We start from the raw sequence: 22982 nt of genomic DNA on the forward strand, positions 1-22982 counted from the left end.
AAGAGGGGCTTCTTTTGCGAAGGTTATTTGCTACAAGTTTGGTTGTTGCAAGTTTGGTTGTTGCGCAAGAGCCATCTGCATTTAATGCAGGTGGAACTGCACCTCAAAAGACGGAATCGCAAATTCTTAATGAAAAACTTTTTAATCTTTCTACACAAGTGAGAACTATTGAAGAATCACAAGAAGGTTTAAAAAGTGTTTTTGAAGGACAGCTTCAAAGAGTACAAGATGTCGCAAGTAAGATAGAGCTTTTAAGAGGCGAAAATAATGCAATCATTGCAGAAGTTAGAAAACATACGGATTCTAACTTTGCCTTGCAAAATGAAAATATTGAAAAAATCAAGCAAAGTATTTCTGCGCTTGGGGCTTTAATTAAAAAAACAAATGCTCAAATGCAAAATGAAATCAGTGTGCTAAAAGAAAAAATCGCAACCTTAGAGAATATGCAGACTACCACAACAAGTTCTGCTACAGCTAGCAATGTGGAATCTAAAGTAAATCGTATTGCAGATACTGCAAAAAATGCTCAAGATGTTAAGGCTGTTGGAAATGTAAAAAAGACAGAAGAACAAAATGCTTATTTGGCGGTAGATGCACTTATTGCAAGTGTAGAAAATAATGCAACACAGATTAAAACATTAGAACTTGAAAATCAAGTATTAGATTCACTTAATGCTCAAAGTATAGAAAATTTGCCTATGGATGAAAAGGCGGAAAATACAGATAAAGACACAAAACAAGAAAGCCAAGAGAGTCAAAAATCTAATAAGATGGATTCCAATAATATTAGCAAAGATGGCAAAAAAATTGAAAAAGTTGAACCAAAAGCAACAAAAGACGCACAATCTACTAAGGCTAAAGAAAAGAGTAGCTCCACTGAAGATTTAGGTGTTGAAGATCTTAAGAAAAAGCCTTTAGCAAATGTTTTTAAAGAAGGTGAGCAATTCTATAAAGATAAAAACTATAAAAAAGCTGATGCGTATTTGCAGTTTGCGCTAAAGGGTAATTATAAACCGGCTCGCGGGAATTATCTGCTAGGAGAAGTTGCATTTGAACAAAAGCGTTATGAAGATGCCATTTATTACTATAAGACAAGTGCGACGCGTTATGACAAAGCTGATTATATGCCTCGTTTAATGTTGCATAGCGCAAAATCTTTTATAGCACTTAAAGAAGAAGAAAATGCAAAGCGGTTTTTGGAAACTTTGATTGCTTTATATCCAAAGACTAGTGAAGCAAGAGAAGCAAAAAAACTAATTAAATAAATTTAAATCAGGAGAAAATAATGATTAATAAAAATCAAGTTGTAAGTATTGAATATTCCGTAAAGGAAGAAGGTGCAAGTGAGATTTTGGATTCTAATGTTGGTGGGAAACCTCTTGAGTTTATTATGGGTGCTGGAGAAATTATCAAAGGCTTAGAAGAGGCTGTTGCTGAAATGAAAGTGGGCGATAAAAAAGAAGTGATTATTGCTCCAATTAACGCTTATGGTGAATATCGATCAGATTATGTTCAAGAAGTGCCACGCGATCAATTTGTGGGAATTGATTTGCAACAAGGAATGACGCTTTTTGGACAAGGAGAAAATGGTGAAACTGTGCAAGTGATTGTTAAAGATTTTAATGATGATATGGTTATTGTAGATTATAATCATCCATTAGCTGGTAAAACGCTAAATTTTTCTGTAACTATTCTAGCAACGCGCGAAGCAACAGATAAAGAGTTAAGCTGTGGATTGCATTATCAAGAACATAATCACGGTGGCGGTGGTGGCTGCTGTGGTGGCGGATGTGGTTGTCATTAACATTTGCTTAATGCTATGAATCTTTCTTTTGCTTATACGCATTCTCCAATAGAATTTTATTTTAAACAAAGTCCGCGTGATTTTGTTGTGGAGGAAGTTCCGCTCTATCCCTTTAGTGGCGATGGAGCGCATTTAGTTTTAAAGCTACGCAAAAAAAATTTAACAACTTTTGAGACATTAAAGATTCTCTCTAATCACCTTGGTATTAAGGAAAAGGATATTGGTTATGCTGGATTAAAAGATAAAAATGCTCTTACAATTCAGTATATAAGTTTGCCACATTTTATAAAAGATAAATTAGAAGATTTTACTCACCCTGAAATTAAAATTTTAGATTCCAATTTTCATCATAACAAAATCAAAATTGGGCATTTAAAAGGCAATAAGTTTTTTATTCGTATCAAAAAACTTAGCTCCTTAAATGCCCAAAAAATTGTGCAAGTTGTGGAATCTATTAAGCAGTTTGGAATCCCAAATTATTTTGGTTATCAGAGATTTGGAATAGATGGCAAGAATTATCTGCAAGGCAAGGAGATTATAGAAAGCAAACGGCGTTTGCGCGATAAAAAAATGCAAAATTTTCTAATTAGTGCATATCAAAGTTTTTTATTTAATTTATGGCTTTCTTTGCGCATTGATTTTTCGCATATTATTGCTACACATAGTGGGAAAGAACTTTCAAAAGCATTGGAGATTTATGCTAAGACAAATGCGATTCCAACTTGTTTTAAAGATCAAGGATATTGTAACGCTCTAAAAAAGCAAAAACATCCTTTTAGGTTGCTAGAAGGAGATTTGCTGTGTCATTATCCATTTGGCAAGCATTTTATATTGGAGAATTTAGAAAGAGAGTCTTTGCGTTTTTTACAAAAAGATCTTGCGCCAACAGGATTATTAAGCGGCAAAAAGGTGATGTTTGCGGAAGGTTGTGCAGAATTTTTTGAAAGACAATTTTTGGATTCCAACATTTTAAATGCTGGACAACGCCGTTATGCTTGGGTTTTTCCGCAGAATTTGGAGTTTTATTATAAAACAGAAGAAGCGCAAGGTGAACTTTGTTTTTTTCTGCCCAAGGGAGCATATGCAACAAATTTATTAAGAGAATTGGCTCATAGAGAGATTACAGAAGGGATAGGGGAGAATGTTTGATAGGATTATAAGAGAAAATCAATTTAAGACAAATTGTGTAATTGTGCTGTATGTATTAATCTTTTCACTTATTGGTTTGCTTGTAGATGTTGTTAGAATAAATGCAAGCACGCTTAGTGGTGGGTTTTACAGGCTTTTGACTTTGCAAGAGTTTCCCTTGGTTACTTTGGCTTTATTTGGAATCGCTTTTGTTGTTGTGTTTTTTACAATTAGCAATTTCAAGCAAATTTTGCTTAGTGGAAGTGAATATAAAGAAATTATTGCAGGCTCTGAAGCAAATCTTCAAGAAAAAAATCTTACAAAAATGCTTGATGAATTAGTGGAGATTGCAAATTTACCTTTTCGTCCAAAACTATATTTAATGGACGCGCCTTATATGAACGCATTTGCAAGTGGTTGGAGCTCGGAAAACTCTTTAATTGCACTTACAACTACTTTGGTTAGAAATCTAAACTACAATGAGCAAAAAGCGGTGATGGCACACGAGTTAAGTCATATTAGGCACGGAGATATTCGTTTGACTTTAATGGTCGGAGTGCTAAGTAATATTATGCTTTTGGTTGTCAATTATGGCGTATATATGTTTTTGGGGGGCTCTAGAGAGAAAGGTGCAAATGCAGCAAGAACGATTTTGCTTATTTTGCAGTTTGTTTTGCCGCTTTTAACGCTTGTTTTGCAAATGTTTTTAAGCCGTTCAAGAGAATATATGGCAGATTCTGGAGCTGCTTATTTGCTAGGAGATAGTGCACCTATGATTCAAGCTTTGCAAAAAATTAGTGGAAACTATGCGCAATCAGATTTTTCACAAAGCGATAGAAATCCCACACGTCAAGCTTTATATATTTTTTCAGCTGGAGAAATGTTTAGCACACATCCTAGTATTGAAAATCGTATCAAAGCACTATTGAATTCATAAGGAATCCAAAATGAAGGAAATTACAAAAGAAAATGCACAAGAGCTTATTCGTTCTATTTTTGATTACATTGGAGAGGATCGCAATAGAGAGGGATTGCTAGATACCCCAAAGCGTGTGGTAAAAAGCTGGGAGCATCTTTACAGTGGATATAAGAGTGATCCAAAAGAGATTCTAGGCACAGTTTTTACAGAAGGTGCTTGCGATGAAATGGTGGTGTTAAAAGATATTGAATTTTATTCTGTGTGTGAGCATCATTTGTTGCCTTTTTTTGGTAGGGTGTCTATTGGCTATATCCCTGATTGCAAAGTGGTTGGAATCTCAAAATTGGCACGCCTTGTGGAAGTGTATTCTAGGCGTTTGCAAATCCAAGAAAAAATGACTGCGCAAATCGCAGATACGCTAATGGAAGTTTTGCAGCCAAAGGGCGTAATGGTGGTAGCAGAAGCAAAGCATATGTGTATGGTAATGCGTGGCGTAGAAAAGCAAAACAGTCAAATGCTAACAAGTGCAATTCGTGGGCTTTTTAAAAGTGATCATCGCACAAGAGAAGAGTTTATGGGGCTAATTCGCAATTAATTACAACGATAGGTTGTTTTGCTTTTACAAAGATGACTCAAGAAACATTCTTCACATTTTGGATTAATTGCCTTGCAAGTATAACGCCCAAAAAGAACCATTGCTTGATGAAGTGTGGCGAGATTATCTTTGAAGATTTTTGTTAATTCTGTTTCTGTGGCAAGTGGAGTATTTGCAAAACTTAAACCTAAGCGGTGAGAGACTCTAAAAACATGAGTATCTACGGCGATGAAATTTGCTTCTTTGGATTCTATTAATACAACATTAGCGGTTTTTTGTCCAACTCCTGGCAGTGTTTTTAAAATTTCTCTATCAAGTGGGATTTCTCCATTGTATTTTTCGCAAACTTCTCTTGCCATTGCTTTTAGATTTTTTGCTTTATTATTAAAAAAGCTACAAGTTTTAATGCACGCTTTAATGGTATCTAAATCTGCTAGGCTAAGTGCTTGTGGGGTGGGAAATTTTGTAAAAAGTTCTGGAGTGATGAGATTAACACGCTTATCTGTGCATTGTGCTGAAAGCATTACAGCAATTAAAAGTTCAAAATCATTTGAAAAAATAAGTTCTGTTTTAGCGCCTTTAAAATGTTCTAAAAAAAGCGCTTTGATTTCTTGCGCTTCTTTTTTTGTGGCTTTTTTTGGAGTTTTTGTCATTTTGGATTCCTTAGTTAAAGACTTCAAAAGGTGAAGTAATAGCACGCTTTAAGATATTAAAAGGTAAAAGTAGAAGGTCTTGAGTAGTTTGGGTGTGGATTTGTGGTTGATGAATTGTTCCACTAATTTTAAAGTTTGTAGAGATTTTTCCTTCTTTGCCTAACACAATATAATTCACAAGTGGAATTTTATTAATAATTCCACTTAATGCTTTAGCGGTGATTAATTCTGCGTTAAAATCTATATTTTGAGATTCTAGCTGAATAATACCTTGTCCATTAATATCAATTGAAGAGCCTTTAAAATGCAATTTATCAATAGCTAAAAATGTATCATTTAATCCAAAGTAGATTTTGCCATCTTCTAAATAATAACCTTTATCATTAAAGCCCGGAATCTTGAAACTCAGCAAAGATGGAATCGTATCAATAAAAGCCATAAGGTTTTGCAAGACATTTAATTCATTAAGTGAAGTATTAAGCAGCCGCATTTCTCCAACAATTACACCTTTTTCGTTGGTATTTGCATTGATGAAAAAGCGTCCTTTGCTAACAATATGCTTCTTTGCGATGGTATTTAAAAAATCATCTCCAAATTCTTTAGCATCAAGAGTAATAGATTTGCCACGCTTATAAAAATCGGCATTTCCATTTTTGTGTTTAAGTGTGCCTTGAATTGTGTCATTGTGGAGATTAAAAGAAAAAGAATCGCTTAAAATTGTGTAATCTTTAAAAAGTAAATTTGTGTTTTTACCCTCAACAAGTGTTGGAATATCAGCATCTTTTGGGTTGGTGCTTGTAAGGTTTTTACTATTTAAGTTAAGATTAACATCTTTAAAGCTCACTTTTTGGGTTGCTTTAGTTATTGCATAATGAAAAGTTTGGCTATTTAACAAAAAGCCATCAGAATCATAATGTAAATCTAAATCAAGTGCAGAAATAGGCGTGTTGTCTGTTTTGTGCAAGAGAATATCTTGTGTGCTTTGGAGAGAAATCTTGGCTTTATAAGTGGAGAAGTCTTGTGTGTTTAGAGAGATTTCACCATTTGTGATTTTATAATCTTGTAGGACTTTTGAAAAAGGAATTAAAGGTGTGAGATTATCAATCTTAAAGGTATAGGGCGCATTAAGTTTGGCTTGAAAGAAAAAGGTAGGAAGAGTTAAAAGGATTGCATTATGGTCAGTAAAATTAATATGAAAAGGGAGATTGTGGTTAGAGATTTGTAAAATTTCAGTGTTTAAAAGCATAAGAGAATGTGTTAAAAATTCACCGCTAATTGTTTTATTGGAAGTATCAATAATAAAGTTGGAATCCCCTCTTAATAAATCTTGGTAAGCAATATTTTTGGATTCCACTTTGATAATATGATTATCTAAAGTAACATTTAATGCTTTGAAGTTTAATGGTGTGCCATTTAATAAAGCTATGGAATCTTCTGCTTTGAAGCTCCCTTTTGTTTTTAGTTCGTGGGTTAGCAAATCAAGATGAATAAAAAGATTGGTTGAAATTTTAGCTTTAGGAGCACTAATTGGTAAAGTGATATGATAGGCGTCTAATACTTCTTTAATGTTGGAATCCAAAGGAGCAGTAGTATTTAAAAAGACTTCAAGACTAGGGGTTTTGCTAGTGAGATCTTTTAAAGACACTTTTGTGCCATTAGCGGAGTATTGTTTGTAGGTTGGATTTTCTGGATAAAATTCTAATGCGTTATTTTGAAAAAGTAATTTTAAGGATTTTGCGTGTGCAGCTTGAAGATTTGGGTGAAAAATCACTTCAGCATTTTTAGCGGTGGCTAAAACATACAAAGAATTTATAGAATCTTGCAGAATCTGTTTGCTATTTAGAGGAATTGTAATGGCAAAATCATTGATTTGCATATTTTCTACACTATAATTATCAAAAATCCACGCATCTACAAGCTTGTTTTTAATTTCTGGTAAGAATTGACGCAAAAATTTAATATCATTAAAAATATTACTTGAGCCCTTAATATTAAGAGTTTTTAAATCACTAAAAATATTTAGATCCAAACGCGCATAAGAATAGTAGCTTTCTTGGTTTAAAAAATCCAAGCTCCCTTGCATTGTTGCTTCTTGTCTCCTTAAATCATATACGCCATTACCTTGAAAATAAATTCCATAGGACTTAAGATAGAAATCGTGGATTTGGATTAACACCTTAGAAGCGTCTTCTATAAGATTAAGTTTGGCATAGAGTTCTGGGAGATTTAATGTGAAATTATCGCCATCGTAAAATAAACTTGCTTGATAATCTTTGATGTTAATGCTTTTTATATTAATTTTTTGAAAATATTGCAGGATAAAATGCACATTTTTAGCAATGGTAACTTGTGAAGAGATTGAAAAGTTTTTGTTAGAATCATTGGAATCTAAATGTTTTAAATGTAAAGATTGAATTTCTAAAATAAGTTTTTTATCTAATCTTAGATAGAATCCTTCAATTTGTGAGCCAACTAAATTAAAGCGCTCCAGTCTAATTCCCGTGTGTAAAAAGGTATAAAAAGTGATAAATAAGCCTATAAAAAATGTAAGAAATAAAATAAGCTTCAGTGTTTTAATGGATGGTATTTTTATTGTTTTAATCATTTTGTGTTTTTATTTGCAAACTTCAATGCAATCCAGTCGTGTTGTTTATATCCCAAAAGGTGGAACTAATGCTATTATAGCATATTTGCAAGCAAATAATTTTGATTTAACTGCAGGAGATAAGTATTTAGTGCGATTTTTTGGCTATCCACAAAGTGGTTGGTTAGATATTGCGCAAGAGAAATTAAGCAAGGGTGATTTTCTTTATAGACTCACAACAGCTAAGGCAGTTTTAGAAGAGATTACGCTAATTCCGGGAGAAACTTTATATTTTTTCATTAAAGAAATGAATTTGAAGCTTGACTTAGATGAAAAAGCTTTGCAATTAGCATATAATAAATACGCACCAATGCCAGATGGTGTGATTTTAGCAAACACCTATAAAGTTCCAAAGGGCATTAGCGCATCGCATTTAATGTATTACTTGGTTAATACTTCTTTAAACGAGCATAAAAAGTGGGCGATTAAATTTTTAGGAGAGTATGATGTAAAGCAGTGGTTTAGATATGTTATTATTGCTTCTATTATCCAAAAAGAGTCTGCAAATGAAGAAGAAATGCCACTTGTTTCAGCAGTCATTAGAAATCGCTTAGAGAAGAAGATGCGCTTACAAATGGACGGCTCATTAAATTATGGTAAATATTCACACACAAAAATAACGCCAGAGATGATACGAAATGATACAACAAGTTATAATACTTATCGTAATGATGGAATCCCAGAAGCTCCTGTAGGAAGCGTAAGTTTTAAGGCGATTCAAGCGGCGATATTTCCCGCAAATGTTGATTATCTTTATTTTGTAAGAAACAAAAAAGGGGTGCATTCTTTTAGTAAAACTTATAATGAACATATCAATAATTTCTCAAAATAATAAAAAGAATGGCTAAAAATTTTAAAAATAAGATTAATTTAAGAAAAAATACTTAACAATACCTAGATGAAGTTTAAAACAAAAAGTTAAATAAAATTTTGCTTTTTGCAGTTGAAATCCAAAATTATATTTTAAGGAAAGATGTGATGGAGAGAGTGAAAAAGGTCGGAATTATTGGCGCAGGAAATGTAGGTTCAACCTTGGCTTATATCCTATCTGCAACAACTCCTTATGAAATTGTCTTACAAGATAAAGATAAGGATAGGGCTAGAGGAATGTTGCTTGATATGTTTCAGGCTTCTTGCGTGGGTCCAAAATTCACAAAATTAGGGGTCATTGCATCTTCAAAAGATTTGAATGGTTGTGATGTGATTGTAATTGCAGCAGGTTCTCCAAGATTACCCGGAATGAGTCGTAATGATTTATTGTTGGCAAATGCAAAGGTTATTAGTGAGATTGCAAAGGATATTAAAGAAAATTCTCCAGATGCTATTGTTGTGCTTGTAACGAATCCTTTGGACGCAATGGTCTATACAGCATTAAAAGAAACGGGTTTTAGTCCTAAACAAATTTTAGGAATGGCGGGAGTTTTAGATAGTGCTAGAATGGCAAGTTTTATTTACGAAAAACTTCAATGTGCGCCAGGACAAATTATGTCTCCTGTAATGGGAGGACACGGCGATGATATGGTGCCCTTAGCGCGTTTTTGCATGGTAAATGGTGTGCCTTTAGCAGAGCTTCTTAGCAAAGAAGAAATTGAAGAAGTTATAGCGCGCACAAGAAATGCGGGAGCAGAAATTGTAAATTGTCTCAAAAAAGGCTCTGCATATTTTGCGCCAGCTAGAGCAACTGCAGAAATGGTTGTTGCAATTATGAGTGATAGTCATAAGATTCTCCCTTGTTCTGTGTTATTACAAGGTGAATATGGCTATAATGATGTTGTAGGTGGGGTTCCAGTAGAGCTTGGGATTAACGGTGTTGAGCGTATTGTAGAGTTAAAGCTTAATACAGAAGAAAAAGCTCAATTTGATCGTTCAATTCAATCTGTAAAGGATTTGATTGACACATTAAAGCAAGAATATTTTTAAATCTATTTCAAGGAGGCATAGCGCAAGACAATATTAATGGTTGTAGGAAATTTAGGTGAAATAGATTTAATTTTAGAAAATTAAGGAGTTTAAAATGGGATTATTAAAAGCCCCTGATAACACACCTGTTTGGGTTAATGAAGATCGTTGTAAAGCTTGTGATTTATGTGTATCTGTTTGTCCTTCAGGAACGCTTGCTATGCGACTTGATGAAAACAGAGTTTTAGGTAAAATGGTAGAGATTATTCATCCAGAGAGTTGCATTGGATGTCAAGATTGTGAATTACATTGTCCAGATTTTGCGATTTCAGTTGCAGATAGAAAAGAATTTAAATTTGCAAAAATCACTGATGAAGCAAAACAAAGAGCAGAGGCCATTAAAGCTAATGGCTATATGGCAGTTTAAGGAGTGAATTGTGAGTAGAGAATTAATTTCAAGCGGAAATGAGCTTGTTGCGCACGCTGCAATTGATGCTGGCTGTAAGTTTTTTGGTGGATATCCTATTACACCTTCTAGTGAAGTTGCTCACGAAATGAGTGTAATGTTACCACAAGAAAATGGATCATTTATACAAATGGAAGATGAGATTGGTGGAATTTCTGTGGCTCTTGGTGCTTCAATGAGTGGTGTTAAATCTATGACGGCAACTTCAGGTCCGGGAATTTCTTTAAAGTCTGAGCAAATTGGATTGAGTTTTATGGCAGAAGTCCCTTTGGTAATTGTTAATGTTATGCGTGGTGGTCCTTCAACTGGTCTTCCAACGCGCGTTGCACAAGGTGATATTGCACAAGCAGCAAACCCAACGCACGGAGATTATCAGTCTATTGCACTATGTCCAGGGAGCTTAGAAGAAGCATACACAGAAACGGTGCGTGCCTTTAATTTGGCTGAAAAGTTTATGACTCCAGTCTTTTTACTTTTAGATGAAACACTAGGACATATGCACGGAAAAGCGATTGTTCCAGATCTTAACGAAGTGCAAAAAAACATTATAAAGCGTAAAGAATACACAGGTGATAAAAACTCCTATAAACCTTATGATGTTGCAGATGATGAACCAGCTGTATTGAATCCTTTCTTTAAGGGGTATCGTTATCATATTACAGGGTTACATCACGGACCAACAGGTTTTCCAACAGAAGATGCAGTGCTATCACAAAAGTTAATTGATCGGTTGTTTAATAAAATTTTAAGTAAAGCTGATGAAATTGTTACTTATGAAGAATACAAGTTAGAAGATGCGGACACTTTGCTAATTGCTTATGGTTCAGCTTCAAGAAGCGCAAAAGAAGCGGTAGATAGATTAAGAGAAGAGGGGAAAAAGGTAGGGTTATTTAGACCAATTACACTTTGGCCTTCTCCAAAGGCGGAGCTAGCAAAGCTTGGCAAACGCTTTGATAAAATTTTAGTCGCAGAGTTAAATAAAGGGCAATATGCTAAAGAAGTAGAGCATAGTATGAAAAAAGATGTGGCACTTTTAGCAAAAGCAAATGGTCGCCCATTATCTCCAATTGAGATTATCAATAAAATTAAGGAGTTGTAAAATGGCATTTAATTATGATGAATATTTAAGAGTAGATAAAATGCCGACACTTTGGTGTTGGGGTTGTGGTGATGGTGTCATTTTAAAGGCAATTGTGCGTGCTATTGATAAGCTTGGTTGGAATATGGACGATGTTTGTCTAGTTAGTGGAATTGGCTGTTCTGGGCGCGTAAGTTCTTATGTAAATTGTAATACAGTGCATACCACACACGGAAGAACATTAGCATATGCAACGGGAATTAAACTTGCAAATCCCACAAAAAAAGTTATTGTTGTAGGTGGAGATGGGGATGGTTTGGCAATTGGTGGAAATCACACAATACACGCTTGTAGAAGAAATATTGATATTAATTATGTGTTGATTAATAATTTTATTTATGGACTTACAAATTCACAGACTTCTCCAACAACTCCAAAGGGAATGTGGACTGTAACTGCACAATATGGAAATGTGGATCCAGAATTTGATCCTTGCAGTCTTGCAACAGCAGCAGGAGCAAGTTTTGTAGCGCGTGAATCTGTGCTTGACCCTAAGAAGCTTGAGAAAGTTTTAGTGGAAGGTTTTGCGCACGAGGGATTTGCATTTTTTGATATTTTTAGTAATTGCCATGTCAATTTGGGTAGAAAAAATAAAATGGGAGAGGCAATTGATACGCTAAAATGGATTGACAGCAGGATTATTTCTAAGAAAAAATTTGATGATCTAAACAAAGAAGAGCAGGCTGGAAAATATCCAACAGGAATTTTACATCACGATACAGATAAGGTGGAATATTGTAAGGCTTACAAACAAGTGCAAGAAAAAGCTCAAACAAAAAAAGGAGGTGCAAAATGAGAAGGCAACTCCGCTTTACAGGTGTAGGAGGTCAAGGGGTTTTATTAGCAGGTGAAATTCTAGCTGAAGCGCAAATTCGCACAGGAGGTTATGGGGTGAAAGCAGCAACCTATACTTCGCAAGTGCGTGGAGGTCCAACAAAGGTAGATATTCTTTTGGATAATGAAGAAATTTTATATCCTTATGCTAATGAGGGTGAAGTGGAATATATGTTATCTACTGCACAAGTGAGCTATAATCAATTTAAGGATGGACTAAAAGATGGGGCAATTATTGTTGTTGAGCCAAATCTTGTAACACCAAGTGATGAGGACAAAAAACGCTTTAAGATTTATCCAATTCCAATTATCAGTATTGCAAAAAATGAAGTAGGAAATGTGGTAACACAATCTGTTGTGGCACTTGCTGTAACAGTAACGCTTACAAAATGCGTAGATAGAAATTTGGTATTTGATACAATGATTAGTAAAGTCCCAGCAAAAGTTGTTGAACTAAACAAAAAAGCCTTTGAGCTTGGAGAAAAATATGCAAAAGAAGCCTTAGAAAAAGGTTCAATTTAATGAAATTCCTAGTCTTTTAAGGACTGGGGATCTTGTCTTCTTTAAAAACTCCAAAGATAATTCCAAAGATTAAAAAGAGATTTGCAAAAACTAATCCACTAAAAAAAGCTAGCATATCAAAAAATTGATGATGTATTAAAATTAAGATTCCAACTATTAAGACTCCATAAGTTAAAAGGCGTAAAGGTAAAAAGAAGATCTTAGCCCCAGTTTTTGCATTAAGCACACTAAAGTTATCCCAAAATTTTCGTTTCTTTAGTGGTATTTCTTGTGGATTATGCAAGCAATCAATCTTTTTAGAATCCATATAAGAATTTGATTGAAAAAACTCATCTTGTTCTTCTTTTAGTCTTTCTTGCTTGCTTTTATAAGTTTCCGCTAGAGCTTTTAACTCTTCTTTAGAAGATCCGTTAAGCAGGTTTAAAATTTTTCTTTTTTGTGTAAAAAAAACACTTAAAGTAATTAATAAAAAAGAAAATAGTGCAAAGACAAAATTAAGCGTGAATCTATCTCCTAAAAACAGCCATACACAAAGCACGACAAAACAAAATAATATAAAAATCTTAGTCTTCTTCATCATATTTACAATGGGCATATTTAGGATCGTTTGCAAGAGCGTCTAATTCTTTTTTTTGGCGTTTATAGGCTTTATAAACATTTAAAATTGCTGCACATACTCCCCAAACAACTCCTAGCCAAAATAACCAACGCACACCAAAAAGATATTCTAAACCATATCCAATCCCAACACCAATTAGCACTGCTAGAACCATTGAGATTCCAAGCGTTGCGTTAGAATAAGCAAGTATCGCGTCCTTGTATTTTGGAGAATCTTTTGTATCTTGTGTTGTGTTTTTGGATTCCATATTTAAGACCTATGTGTGCTAATTTTTTTCAAGACCTTTTGAGCTTTTTGTAAGACTTCATCAATAAGAGCAGAATCCATAGGAGTGCAAATAAAGCCAGATTCAAATTGTGAAGGTGCAAAATACACTCCTAGATCCAACATTTCCTGATGAAATTGTGCATACATTTTTGTGTTGCTCTTTAGTGCGTCTTGAAAGTTTTTAATGGGATTTTCATTAAAAAAGAATCCAAACATACTTCCACGCACGCAAGTTTGTAATGGGATTTTAAAAGAAGTGCAAAGATCTTTTAAGCCATTTGTGAGTTGTAAAGCTAGAGATTGTAAATGTTGATAAATTTTGGGATTTGCACGCAAATTTTGTAACGCCACAAGTCCAGCCGCCATTGCCACAGGATTTCCACTAAGTGTGCCCGCTTGATAAACTGCACCATTAGGAGAGAGTAGATCCATAATTTCAGAACTTCCACCAAATGCTCCCACAGGCATTCCGCCACCAATAACTTTTCCAAAAGTGGTAAGATCTCCACGCACTTTGTAAAATTCTTGCGAACCGCTAAGTGAAGCCCTAAATCCACTCATTACCTCATCAATGATTAAAAGGATTCCGTGTTGATCACAAAGTTTTCTTAATCCCTCTAAAAACTCTATCTCACTTGGCACAAGTCCCATATTTCCAGCAATAGGCTCTAAAATCACGCAAGCCACCCCTTGCCCCTTGGAATTACTTAAAGCAATGCAAGATTCCACACTTTGTAAGTCATTATAAATAGCAACTAAAGTATGTTTTGTAAAATCATTTGGAACTCCTGGTGAGCTTGGATTGCCAAAAGTTGCAAGACCACTTCCTGCAGAAACCAAAAGTGCATCACTATGTCCGTGATAGCAACCTTCAAATTTAATAATATCTTCACGCTGTGTGTAGGCTCTTGCAAGACGGATTGCACTCATTGTAGCTTCTGTTCCACTTGAAACAAAGCGGATTTTCTCAATTCCGTCCATTATACTAATAACTTCTTTGGCAAGTTCCGTCTCAAGAGTAGTTGGTGCTCCAAAAGATAAACCATTCTTTACAGAAGCAATCACTGCTTCTTCGATATTCTTATCGCAATGTCCAAAAATCAGGGGTCCCCAACTTTGCACAAAGTCAATGTAATGATTGTGATCTACATCTACAAGATATGCTCCTTTGCCTTTAGTAATAAAAGGTGGTGTGCCACCCACGCTTTTAAATGCCCTAACAGGAGAATTTACACCACCTGCAATTACTTGTTTTGCTGCATTAAAGTCGTTAATGCTGTTTAAATGCTCTAAAGATTCCATAATTTTCCTTATTTGATTTTGTGTGCGACAAATTTTGACATATTATCTAGGATTTCTCCGCCTTTGCGGAATCCTAAAGCGCAAGCTTCATAGGCATAAAAGACATTGGGTTGATAAAATACGCCATTATGGCTATTTTGTAGGGTAAATTCTTGATAGATTTCTGGATAGTTTCCATAATCGCCACTTTGTGTGTGAATAGGGTTACCCTGTGCATCAAGAATGCTTACGCTCTCTCCCTCTCTGCCAAAAGCGTGCTTTTTAACTTGTTTTTTGCTTAAAGGTTGATAGGAGGTCTCAAGCAATAAAGGGTGATTTGGAAATAAATCCCAAAGAATTTTTAATATTCTTTTACTTTGAAATAAAAGCGTGTAAGCAGGGTTTAGAAAAATCGTATTTTTATTTGCAATCATTGCAGTGATAAGCTGTGCTAACTCCGGTTCATCAATGGCTATGCTCTCCCAAGGGATTAATTTAAACCAAAATTCATAATTTTCATTGTTAAAGCTTAATCCATTGTGTTCATCTAAATGCGCTTCGTGTGCATAGCAAAAACCTGTGTTAAACCCCATTTCTTTTGCAATAATTTCTAGGAGTTTTACCGTGCGCTCTTCTTCAAGACTTCCTGCAATGCTTGAAAATAGAATTTTCCAACCTTCATAAATGTTGTCAAATTGTGAAATATCGTCACCTAGCGTAATCATTCTTTTAAAATTATCACCCAATGCTTCATAAAGACTATTAAACTGCATTGTGTCATTAAAACCATTTTTTTTAAGTAACGCCCATTGAATAATAGAGCTTTCATAAACCATTGTTGGTGTATCGGCATTAAATTCTAAAAGCTTAATAGGATTTCCATCTAAGCCACCTGCAAAATCAAATCTTCCATACAAATGCCAATGCACTTCTTCTTCCCAGCTTTGCTTAATTGCTTCTACAAGATTAAAAGGTATCCCTAAATCAAAAAATAAATTCTTATCAATAACATATTGACCTGCTTCTACATACATATCATAAAGTGTGTTTGCAGCATCATAGAATTTTTGCGCCTCTTGTTCGCTAATTTCTACAATTTCATTGCTAATATAGGGAGTTTCATCAGTATCTGTATGCCAAGAAAGACCTAATTCTTCTAAATCTGTATTACTTAAAGGTTGTGCGTTTAAAATTTGCATTTTTATCCTCCAAAATTACTTGTAGCACCACCTATATTGCGGTTTTGTGTGCTTGTGTTATTTGGAGAATAAAATCCACTGCGTCCCGCACTTGAACCTGTATTTTGTCGATTAAAGGAGTTTTGAGAACGCTCATAAGCTTGTGGAGATTTATATGTGGTGCGTTGTTGGCTTTGAAAGTTTTGGTTATTAAAAAGCTTACTTCCAATCCAGCTTCCAAGAATTGCTCCAGCAGCACTTGCTAAAATTGTTTCCCCCAAAGAAAGTCCGCCACCTGTTGGATTTGTAAGTTGTGAAGTGCCACTATCAATCTTTTTGGCTTCTTCTGCAATAATTTTATCAATCTCTTCTTGACTTAAAATTCTTTCACTTCCATCTTTTTGTCGCAAAATTACGCGTGTTTGTGCACTTGGAACTTCATCTAGTATTTTATAGCTTCCATCAGCTTGTTGTTCTATGGTAACTGTTGCGCCTTTTTTGGTGGCTTCTGTGATTCCACTTTGCGCTTGGTTTTGCTCATTTGAATTGCAACCTGTGATGAGCAAAATTGCTGCTAATCCTAAGCCACTTTTACTAAAAACTCCTGCAATCTTAGGATCTGAAATCTTCTTTAAATACTTTTGCATTGTGTTCTCCTATGAAAATTTAGAAAATTATACCTAAATTCTATTAGGTAATTTCTATATAAGGCGTTGCAATGGCAATTAAATCGCTTAAAAATTGTCCTTTAAACTTTAACCAATAGCTTTTATCACAAACAATAATGATCCCTTTCTTTGCGCGTGAGATAGCGACATTTAAAGCAAAAAGTGCGCTTTGATTTGTAGAATCATTAAGATGATAATGTAATATTACGGGTGAAAAGATTACATAATCAAACTCTTGACCTTGTGCGGTGTGAATTGTTAGCACGCATTCTTTGTGGCGAAGGCTTGGCATTGTTTCTAAAATCAATCGCCTTTGATTGACAAAGGGGGTTAGGATTGCAAAGTCTAGGTTTTTTGCTATAAAATCCTTTGCAAGATTACAGCAAAAAGAAGCTTCAAGGGGATTTGTGCGTTCCATTTTGGAATCTATTTTTTTAAAATTTGCAAGATTAAGGCAATATAAATGTGTGTATTTTCCACGCCCTTGCAAGTGATTTTTGTAGATATAAGAATCTAAAAGTTTTGCAAGATTATCTCCATAGCGGTAAGTTTGTGTGAGCATAAAACAATGTGAAATTTGTGGTGTATCGTTTGGGTTTTTAGCATTTAATGTATCTTTGAGTGCAAAAAAAGATTCCAAGAATAATGCAGAAAAACTCCAAAATTTAGAGAGACTCCATTGCTGATCTTTAGAATTTAAAACATTAATGGGCTGAAGTTGTTTATGATCTCCTAATAGTGTAATAGGTTTGTTAAATGCACATAAAGGCAAAACTTTAATTAAAGGTGCAAAGCCGGCTTCATCAACAAAAAAATGCTTAAAATCTATAGTTTGTAAATCTGCGCGATGCAAGAAAGCATCTAGTGTCATTGCAACAATCTGAGCTTTTTGAAGGTTTATTTTTTGAAAATGATTTTGTGTTTCTCCAAAGGTTTGTTCGCAATTTTTAGGGAAACTTTCTAAAAAACTTTGCGTGGGAGTTCCTAAACGCAAGATCCCATCCGTATTGATTTGTATGGCATTTAGACTAGTTAATAAGGTTTTTAAACATTGCTCTAAAGCATTATTAGTAGGAGCTAGGATTGCAACTTTTAGCCCCTTTTTTAAGTAAAAAGCTAAGGAGTGAAGTAGCACAACTTTTGTTTTTCCGCTGCCTGCTGGTCCCCAAATATAGCAAAAAGGTTTAGAAAAGATTCCATAAAGTGCATCTAATTGTTCAGTAGATGGCTGGGTTTTTAATTGTCTTAAAGATGTAATATCTGGGAGAAAACTTGGTGTTTTTGTTGGCAAAGCAAGATGTGGTTCTCCGGTATAAAAATTTATAACATTTTGCACTAAAAAGCGCAAATCTGAAAGAAGTGCAATAGAATTCCTGTTTTCAAAGAGTAAATGGCGCAAATTAGATTCCACATTAAGATATAAAATTTTTGCACGCTCATCATAAGCAGCAATGTTAATTTCACTAGTTTCATTATCTAAAAGATATTCTCCGCAAGATGTTCGCAACACCAATGCTTCAAGGCTTTTGAGTTTGGAATCTAATTTAAGTTGCAAGCCAAAAATATCCATTGTGATATTTTCAATCTTAATAATCTCGTGTCCTTTATCGGTTTGTGTAAGATATTGGAGATAATTTTTAGCGCAATTTGTTAAAAAGGGATACATTAAGAAGCACTAACTCCTTGATATTTATAATATGCCGCACAAGCTCCCTCGCTACTTACCATACAGCTTCCTAATGGATTTTGTGGGTTACAAGCTTTGCCAAAGAGTTTGCAATCATAAGGTTTTTTATTGCCCTTTAGGATTTCGCCACACAGGCAGTTCTTATGATCTTCTTTTGCAATTCCTCCTAAATATTCTTTAAAAATTACGCTAGCATCATAACTTGCAAATTCATCTTTAAGACGCAAAGAAGAATATGGGATTTCTCCTAAGCCACGCCAAAAAAAGTTGGAATCTAAAATAAAGTATTTTTCAATCAACTCTTGAGCCTTACGATTTCCTTCTCTTGTTACTGTGCGTGCGTATTGTGTTTCAACTTTTGGTGTGTTATTTATAACTTGTCTAAGAATGCTTAGTAAGCTTTCTGCTACATCTAAAGGCTCAAAACCACACACAACAATAGGGATTTGATATTGCTCTAAAATGGGTTCATAGATTTTAGAGCCTGTTATAACGCTCACATGTGAAGGAGCTAAAAGTGCGTTAATTTGGCAGTCTTTAGCACTTAAAATTGCGTGAAGTGGAGGTGGGACTAAAATGTGATTAATATGAAAAAAGACATTCTCTAGTTTTTGATAAATCACACGCTCTAAAAGTGCAGCAGTCATTGGCGTTGTTGTTTCAAAACCAATCGCAAAATACACAATGCGTTTATTAGGGTTCTCTTTAGCAATATTTAGCACATCTAATGGAGAATAGACAAAACGCACATCAAGTCCGCTAGCACGAGCATTTTGCAGGCTGCCATAGCTACCTGGGACTTTTATCATATCTCCTAATGTTACTAAAATTACATCTTTAACTTTTGCAATTTTGTAAGCACAATCAATGCGATCTTTTGGCATTACGCACACAGGACAACCCGGTCCATGAACAAATTCAATATTTTCTGGGAGCAAAGAAGGTAGGGCGTATTTCATAATTGTATGTGTGTGCCCGCCACAAACCTCCATAATTTTTAAAGGTTTTTTAAAAGATTTACTAAGTTTTGAAATTGCATTAAAAGTGCGTTTAATGCTTGTGCTATCTCTATAAATATTAATATAAGGATTTTCTTGCATTGTTGCCCTTTAATTAAGACTTTATTAATCTTTCACAAAAGGGAAAAGTTGCAATAGATTAGGATAACTTTGGATAAAAAATGTTAAGATTTCATCTTGTGTTACATTTCTTTGCATTAAATCCCTTTAATTTGAAAAATTAAATTCTAACAAAATTATTAAAGCAAAAAGATTAAGGATGAAAAACTTGGATAGAATTTTTGTCGCAAAAAAACCACTTTTTATAACTTCCAATCAGTATTTAGGGAAAATAAAACGCAAATACAATGTCAAAAAAGCAGGTTTTAGTGGAATCTTAGATCCTTTTGCTTGCGGTGCTTTAATAGTAGCTTTTGGACAATATACAAGACTTTTTCAATTCATAGAAAAATCTCCAAAAGTTTATAAAGCTACGCTTTGGCTGGGGCTTTGTAGTGATTCATTAGATTTAGAAAATGTGCGTAGTGTGCAACAAACTGCTCCTTTAGAGCTAGCTAGGGTTAAGGGAGTTTTGCAAAGCTTTTTAGGACAAGTGCGTTTTACTCCACCAAATTTTAGTGCGAAAAAAATTCAAGGAAAAAAGGCTTATGAACTTGCAAGAAATGGAGAATTAGAAATCTTAAAAAAGGGTTTAAAAGAGCAAACAATGCAGGTGTTTAAGATAGAATTTTTAAACTACACACATCCCTTTATTAGCTTTCAAGTTAGTGTAAGTGAAGGGGCATATATCCGCTCGCTTGGCGCATTAATCGCAAAAAAATTAGATTGCATAGGTGGGCTTAGTTATTTAGAGAGAGTAAGTGAGGGAGGGTTATGTTTTGAAAATGAAAAAGCATTAAATCCATTAGAAATTTTGCCATTTTCAAAAATAGATTTGCGCGGAGATTATGAAATGCAAGAGTTGGTTAAAAATGGTAAAAAATTCAATCCAAAATTGCTTAAAATTTCTGAAAATACAAAATATATAGTGCAATTTGAGAATTTTTTCTCTATAATTTCAAATAAAGATAAAAATATACAATATTTAGCAAATAGGATTCCTTTATGTTGATATTATCCAGAAAAGAAAATGAAAGTATTGCCATTGGCGATTCTATAAAAATTAAAGTGATTGGCATTGATAAGGGTAGCGTAAAATTAGGGTTTGAAGCACCTCCTGAAATGTTGATTTTGCGTGAAGAGTTGAAAATTGCCGTTCAAGAAGAAAATAAAAAATCCTTACAGCATAGCAAAACTGCACTCAATCAACTCTCTTTTATTAAAAAGAAAGTTTAATGCCACTAAATACTGCATTAAAAGATTCTTGTGTTGTGGCTAAGGCGTATGCGAAAATCAATATCTTTTTAAAAATTGTTGGAAAAGCACAGATTAATCACACTTTCTATCATCTTTTACAATCGCGTTTTATGCGTGTTTCTACACTTTTTGATACCTTAGAATTTTCTTTTAATGCAAAAAATTTTAATGTGATAGGGAATTTTGATTGCACTTTGGAGCAAAACACTATATATAAGGCTTTTATGACTCTTTTGCCTTATCTTAACGCTACACAAAAAGAGCAATTAAAACATACGCAAATTCGTGTGCAAAAACAGATCCCAAGTGGTGGTGGATTAGGTGGCGGAAGTTCTAATGCAGCGTGTTTTTTGCAAGTTGTTAATAAAGAGCTAGATTTAGGATTAGAATGCGAAGAGCTTATGGAGATTGGCGCGAGCGTTGGAAGTGATGTACCTTTTTTTTTGAGTGATTTAGAAATTGCAAATGTAGAGGGTAGGGGAGAGATTATAACACCTTGTGAGTTGGAATCTAAATTTGATGTAGAAATCATTTATCCTAGCTTGTATTGTAGTACAAAGGAAGTTTTTAAAAAGTATGCAACAGAATTTTATGATGAAAATATGATTTTAAAAACCAAAGCACAAGCTTGGCTTACAAAAAGTAATGCAGAGATTCTTAAAAATGACGCCTTTAGCAATAATGATTTGTTAAAACCTCTTTTGAAAATGTATCCAGAGTTGGAATCCTATTTACAAAAAGGCGTGTTTTTAAGTGGTAGTGGGAGTTGCTTTTGGTCTTGCAAAGAAACACGAGGCATAGCAAAAGGGAGTGAGCAATGAAAATCATTGCAACAAATAAAAAAGCAACTTTTGATTTTTTTATCTTAGAGAAACTAGAAGCTGGAATTGCCCTAAAAGGTAGTGAAGTTAAGGCAATCCGTGCAGGAAAGGTAAATTTAAAAGACAGCTTTGTAAAAATTGTTAATGGTGAGGCATTTTTGTTTCAAGCACATATTGCAACAATTGCGACAACAAATTTGCACTACAAACCTGATGAAAAGCGTCCCCGTAAGCTTTTATTGCACAGAAGAGAAATTGATAAACTCTTTGGAAAAAGTCAAGTTTCTGGAATGAGTATTGTTGCTTTAAAGCTTTATTTTAATGCGCGCAATAAAGCAAAGCTTGAAATTGCTCTTGCTAAAGGAAAGAATCTTCACGATAAACGCGAGAGTTTAAAAGAAAAAATCCAAAAACGCGAAATTGCACAGAGCTTAAAAGAAATGCAAAAATTAAGATAAGGAATAAAAGTGCCATTAAAAGAAATTGTTGAATACGGAGTGATTGGAGTCTTGGTGTTGATGAGTATTATTGCGCTTTGGGCTGGTATTGAAAGAATTTTGTTTTATCGCCAAATTGAACTTGAAAAATACACTAACAAAATCGAACTTGAAATTGACTTATCTAAAAATTTAACACTTATTGCCACAATTGGTTCTAATGCGCCTTATGTTGGGCTTTTAGGAACTGTGTTTGGGATTATTTTAACCTTTGTTCAGCTTGGACAATCTGGAATGGTAGATACTGCTAGTATTATGACAGGACTTGCGTTAGCCTTACAAGCAACAGCTGGTGGGCTGCTAGTAGCAATCCCTAGTATTGTTTTTTATAATCTTTTAATGCGTAAAAGTGAAGTGTTAGTTGCACAATGGGAAGTTTTAGAAGAAGATTTAAAAGGTAAAAAATGAAACGCTTTAAGCGTATGGATACTATCAATATTGTCCCTTTTATTGATATTATGCTTGTTTTATTAGTGATTGTGCTAACAAGTGCGACTTTTATCGCACAAGGTAAAATTCCCGTTGCAATCCCTCAAGCACAAGGCTCACAAGAAATTCCAAAACATCAAAAAAGTATTGAAATTTCTATTGATGAGCAAGGGCATTATTACTTTGATGGTAAAGGAATGGGATTGGATGGGATAGAAGAGGCACTTTTAAAGCTACCAAAAGATACTCCTATTCTTTTGCGTGGAGATCAAAAGAGTTATTTTGAGCAGTTTGTAAAATTAGTTGGAATCCTAAATCAAACAGGACATAGCAATGTTGATGTAGAAGTGCAACGCAGTAAATAAGGAGAAAATGTGTTAAGGGAAAGTTATGATTTAGGCACACTAATTTCAGCAGTAATTACTTTTATGGTTATTGTGCTTGCAATTCGCTTTGCATTGTATTTTGCAAACCGCAAAGGTTCACAAATCCAAAAGCCAAATTGGCTAGATGATAACAGATTTGAAACAAAAAAGAACAAGAAAAAATAAAGCATAA

27 protein-coding genes are annotated in these 22982 nt (G+C 34.3%); 18 read left to right on the plus strand and 9 right to left on the minus strand.

Annotated features, from left to right (window positions below):
- Positions 1 to 14 precede the first annotated feature (14 nt).
- Genes Q0358_RS02210 through folE form a run of 5 tightly spaced genes read left to right on the plus strand, consistent with a single transcriptional unit; the run spans position 15 to position 4446 of the window.
- A complete protein-coding gene (locus Q0358_RS02210) occupies positions 15 to 1265 on the plus strand; it encodes a tetratricopeptide repeat protein (protein ID WP_299546566.1) in 1251 nt (416 codons plus the stop codon).
- A 20-nt stretch (positions 1266 to 1285) separates the two neighbouring features.
- Positions 1286 to 1804, plus strand: a complete 519-nt coding sequence (locus Q0358_RS02215; RefSeq protein WP_299546568.1) for a peptidylprolyl isomerase — start codon at positions 1286 to 1288, stop codon at positions 1802 to 1804.
- A gap of 15 nt (positions 1805 to 1819) precedes the next feature.
- Positions 1820 to 2953 (plus strand): tRNA pseudouridine(13) synthase TruD, encoded by a 1134-nt coding sequence (gene truD, locus Q0358_RS02220; protein WP_299546570.1) that lies wholly within the window; start codon positions 1820 to 1822, stop codon positions 2951 to 2953.
- The gene (htpX, locus tag Q0358_RS02225) at positions 2946 to 3869 is read left to right on the plus strand and encodes a zinc metalloprotease HtpX (RefSeq protein ID WP_299546572.1); all 924 of its coding nucleotides are present in this window, start codon (positions 2946 to 2948) and stop codon (positions 3867 to 3869) included. Before truD ends, htpX begins: the two co-directional genes overlap by 8 nt.
- A gap of 10 nt (positions 3870 to 3879) precedes the next feature.
- Entirely contained in the window at positions 3880 to 4446 is a 567-nt protein-coding gene (folE, locus tag Q0358_RS02230) for a GTP cyclohydrolase I FolE (RefSeq protein ID WP_299546574.1), read from the plus strand.
- Here folE and nth read toward each other — a convergent pair.
- Positions 4443 to 5099, minus strand: coding sequence for an endonuclease III (gene nth / locus Q0358_RS02235; RefSeq protein WP_299546576.1), 657 nt, complete (start codon positions 5097 to 5099; stop codon positions 4443 to 4445). The two genes, folE and nth, sit on opposite strands and share 4 nt — an antisense overlap.
- A gap of 10 nt (positions 5100 to 5109) precedes the next feature.
- On the minus strand, positions 5110 to 7704 hold the full coding sequence (locus Q0358_RS02240; protein ID WP_299546578.1) for an AsmA-like C-terminal domain-containing protein: 2595 nt from the start codon (positions 7702 to 7704) through the stop codon (positions 5110 to 5112).
- On the opposite strand from Q0358_RS02240, the gene mltG reads away from it, so the two are divergent.
- The 6 genes from mltG (at position 7676) to Q0358_RS02270 (ending at position 12602) form a co-directional block, all read left to right on the plus strand.
- Positions 7676 to 8575, plus strand: coding sequence for an endolytic transglycosylase MltG (gene mltG / locus Q0358_RS02245; RefSeq protein ID WP_299546580.1), 900 nt, complete (start codon positions 7676 to 7678; stop codon positions 8573 to 8575). The two genes, Q0358_RS02240 and mltG, sit on opposite strands and share 29 nt — an antisense overlap.
- 146 nt (positions 8576 to 8721) lie before the next feature.
- Positions 8722 to 9663, plus strand: a complete 942-nt coding sequence (locus tag Q0358_RS02250) for a malate dehydrogenase (protein WP_299546582.1) — start codon at positions 8722 to 8724, stop codon at positions 9661 to 9663.
- A 94-nt stretch (positions 9664 to 9757) separates the two neighbouring features.
- Positions 9758 to 10069: a 4Fe-4S binding protein gene (locus Q0358_RS02255; protein WP_221531310.1), complete on the plus strand. Its 312-nt coding sequence runs from the start codon at positions 9758 to 9760 to the stop codon at positions 10067 to 10069.
- Positions 10070 to 10079: 10 nt separating this feature from the next.
- Positions 10080 to 11207 carry a 2-oxoglutarate synthase subunit alpha gene (locus tag Q0358_RS02260; RefSeq protein ID WP_299546587.1) on the plus strand — a complete coding sequence of 376 codons (1128 nt, stop codon included), beginning with the start codon at positions 10080 to 10082 and terminating at the stop codon, positions 11205 to 11207.
- 1 nt (position 11208) lies between these two features.
- Entirely contained in the window at positions 11209 to 12042 is an 834-nt protein-coding gene (locus tag Q0358_RS02265) for a 2-oxoglutarate ferredoxin oxidoreductase subunit beta (protein WP_299546589.1), read from the plus strand.
- Complete coding sequence (locus tag Q0358_RS02270) at positions 12039 to 12602, plus strand: 2-oxoacid:acceptor oxidoreductase family protein (protein WP_299546591.1); 564 nt, start codon at positions 12039 to 12041, stop codon at positions 12600 to 12602. The genes Q0358_RS02265 and Q0358_RS02270 overlap by 4 nt, the downstream gene beginning before the upstream one ends.
- 16 nt (positions 12603 to 12618) lie before the next feature.
- Here the strand turns inward: Q0358_RS02270 and Q0358_RS02275 are convergent, their stop codons facing one another.
- Genes Q0358_RS02275 through hypD form a run of 7 tightly spaced genes read right to left on the minus strand, consistent with a single transcriptional unit; the run spans position 12619 to position 19402 of the window.
- Entirely contained in the window at positions 12619 to 13197 is a 579-nt protein-coding gene (locus Q0358_RS02275) for a hypothetical protein (protein WP_299546593.1), read from the minus strand.
- Positions 13166 to 13468, minus strand: a complete 303-nt coding sequence (locus Q0358_RS02280) for an AtpZ/AtpI family protein (protein ID WP_299546595.1) — start codon at positions 13466 to 13468, stop codon at positions 13166 to 13168. Before Q0358_RS02280 ends, Q0358_RS02275 begins: the two co-directional genes overlap by 32 nt.
- A gap of 2 nt (positions 13469 to 13470) precedes the next feature.
- A complete protein-coding gene (gene hemL / locus Q0358_RS02285; protein ID WP_299546597.1) occupies positions 13471 to 14790 on the minus strand; it encodes a glutamate-1-semialdehyde 2,1-aminomutase in 1320 nt (439 codons plus the stop codon).
- Between the two features lie 8 nt (positions 14791 to 14798).
- Positions 14799 to 15968 carry a glutathionylspermidine synthase family protein gene (locus Q0358_RS02290; RefSeq protein ID WP_299546599.1) on the minus strand — a complete coding sequence of 390 codons (1170 nt, stop codon included), beginning with the start codon at positions 15966 to 15968 and terminating at the stop codon, positions 14799 to 14801.
- Positions 15969 to 15970: 2 nt separating this feature from the next.
- Positions 15971 to 16594 carry a UPF0323 family lipoprotein gene (locus Q0358_RS02295; RefSeq protein ID WP_299546601.1) on the minus strand — a complete coding sequence of 208 codons (624 nt, stop codon included), beginning with the start codon at positions 16592 to 16594 and terminating at the stop codon, positions 15971 to 15973.
- A 43-nt stretch (positions 16595 to 16637) separates the two neighbouring features.
- On the minus strand, positions 16638 to 18281 hold the full coding sequence (locus Q0358_RS02300) for an AAA domain-containing protein (RefSeq protein ID WP_299546603.1): 1644 nt from the start codon (positions 18279 to 18281) through the stop codon (positions 16638 to 16640).
- On the minus strand, positions 18281 to 19402 hold the full coding sequence (gene hypD / locus Q0358_RS02305; RefSeq protein WP_299546605.1) for a hydrogenase formation protein HypD: 1122 nt from the start codon (positions 19400 to 19402) through the stop codon (positions 18281 to 18283). The genes Q0358_RS02300 and hypD overlap by 1 nt, the downstream gene beginning before the upstream one ends.
- Positions 19403 to 19580: 178 nt before the next feature.
- Between hypD and truB the strand changes: the two genes are divergently transcribed.
- From truB to Q0358_RS02340, 7 genes are read left to right on the plus strand one after another with little or no spacing between them, the layout of a single operon-like run.
- The gene (gene truB / locus Q0358_RS02310; RefSeq protein ID WP_299546607.1) at positions 19581 to 20432 is read left to right on the plus strand and encodes a tRNA pseudouridine(55) synthase TruB; all 852 of its coding nucleotides are present in this window, start codon (positions 19581 to 19583) and stop codon (positions 20430 to 20432) included.
- Entirely contained in the window at positions 20426 to 20656 is a 231-nt protein-coding gene (gene csrA / locus Q0358_RS02315) for a carbon storage regulator CsrA (protein WP_299546609.1), read from the plus strand. The genes truB and csrA overlap by 7 nt, the downstream gene beginning before the upstream one ends.
- Complete coding sequence (locus Q0358_RS02320; protein ID WP_299546611.1) at positions 20656 to 21498, plus strand: 4-(cytidine 5'-diphospho)-2-C-methyl-D-erythritol kinase; 843 nt, start codon at positions 20656 to 20658, stop codon at positions 21496 to 21498. The genes csrA and Q0358_RS02320 overlap by 1 nt, the downstream gene beginning before the upstream one ends.
- A complete protein-coding gene (gene smpB / locus Q0358_RS02325) occupies positions 21495 to 21956 on the plus strand; it encodes an SsrA-binding protein SmpB (protein ID WP_299546613.1) in 462 nt (153 codons plus the stop codon). The genes Q0358_RS02320 and smpB overlap by 4 nt, the downstream gene beginning before the upstream one ends.
- A gap of 9 nt (positions 21957 to 21965) precedes the next feature.
- On the plus strand, positions 21966 to 22403 hold the full coding sequence (gene exbB / locus Q0358_RS02330; RefSeq protein ID WP_299546616.1) for a TonB-system energizer ExbB: 438 nt from the start codon (positions 21966 to 21968) through the stop codon (positions 22401 to 22403).
- Complete coding sequence (locus Q0358_RS02335) at positions 22400 to 22789, plus strand: biopolymer transporter ExbD (protein WP_299546618.1); 390 nt, start codon at positions 22400 to 22402, stop codon at positions 22787 to 22789. The genes exbB and Q0358_RS02335 overlap by 4 nt, the downstream gene beginning before the upstream one ends.
- A gap of 9 nt (positions 22790 to 22798) precedes the next feature.
- Entirely contained in the window at positions 22799 to 22975 is a 177-nt protein-coding gene (locus Q0358_RS02340) for a hypothetical protein (protein WP_299546620.1), read from the plus strand.
- Positions 22976 to 22982 lie beyond the last annotated feature (7 nt).

Source organism: uncultured Helicobacter sp. (assembly GCF_937893305.1).
GTDB lineage: Bacteria > Campylobacterota > Campylobacteria > Campylobacterales > Helicobacteraceae > Helicobacter_D.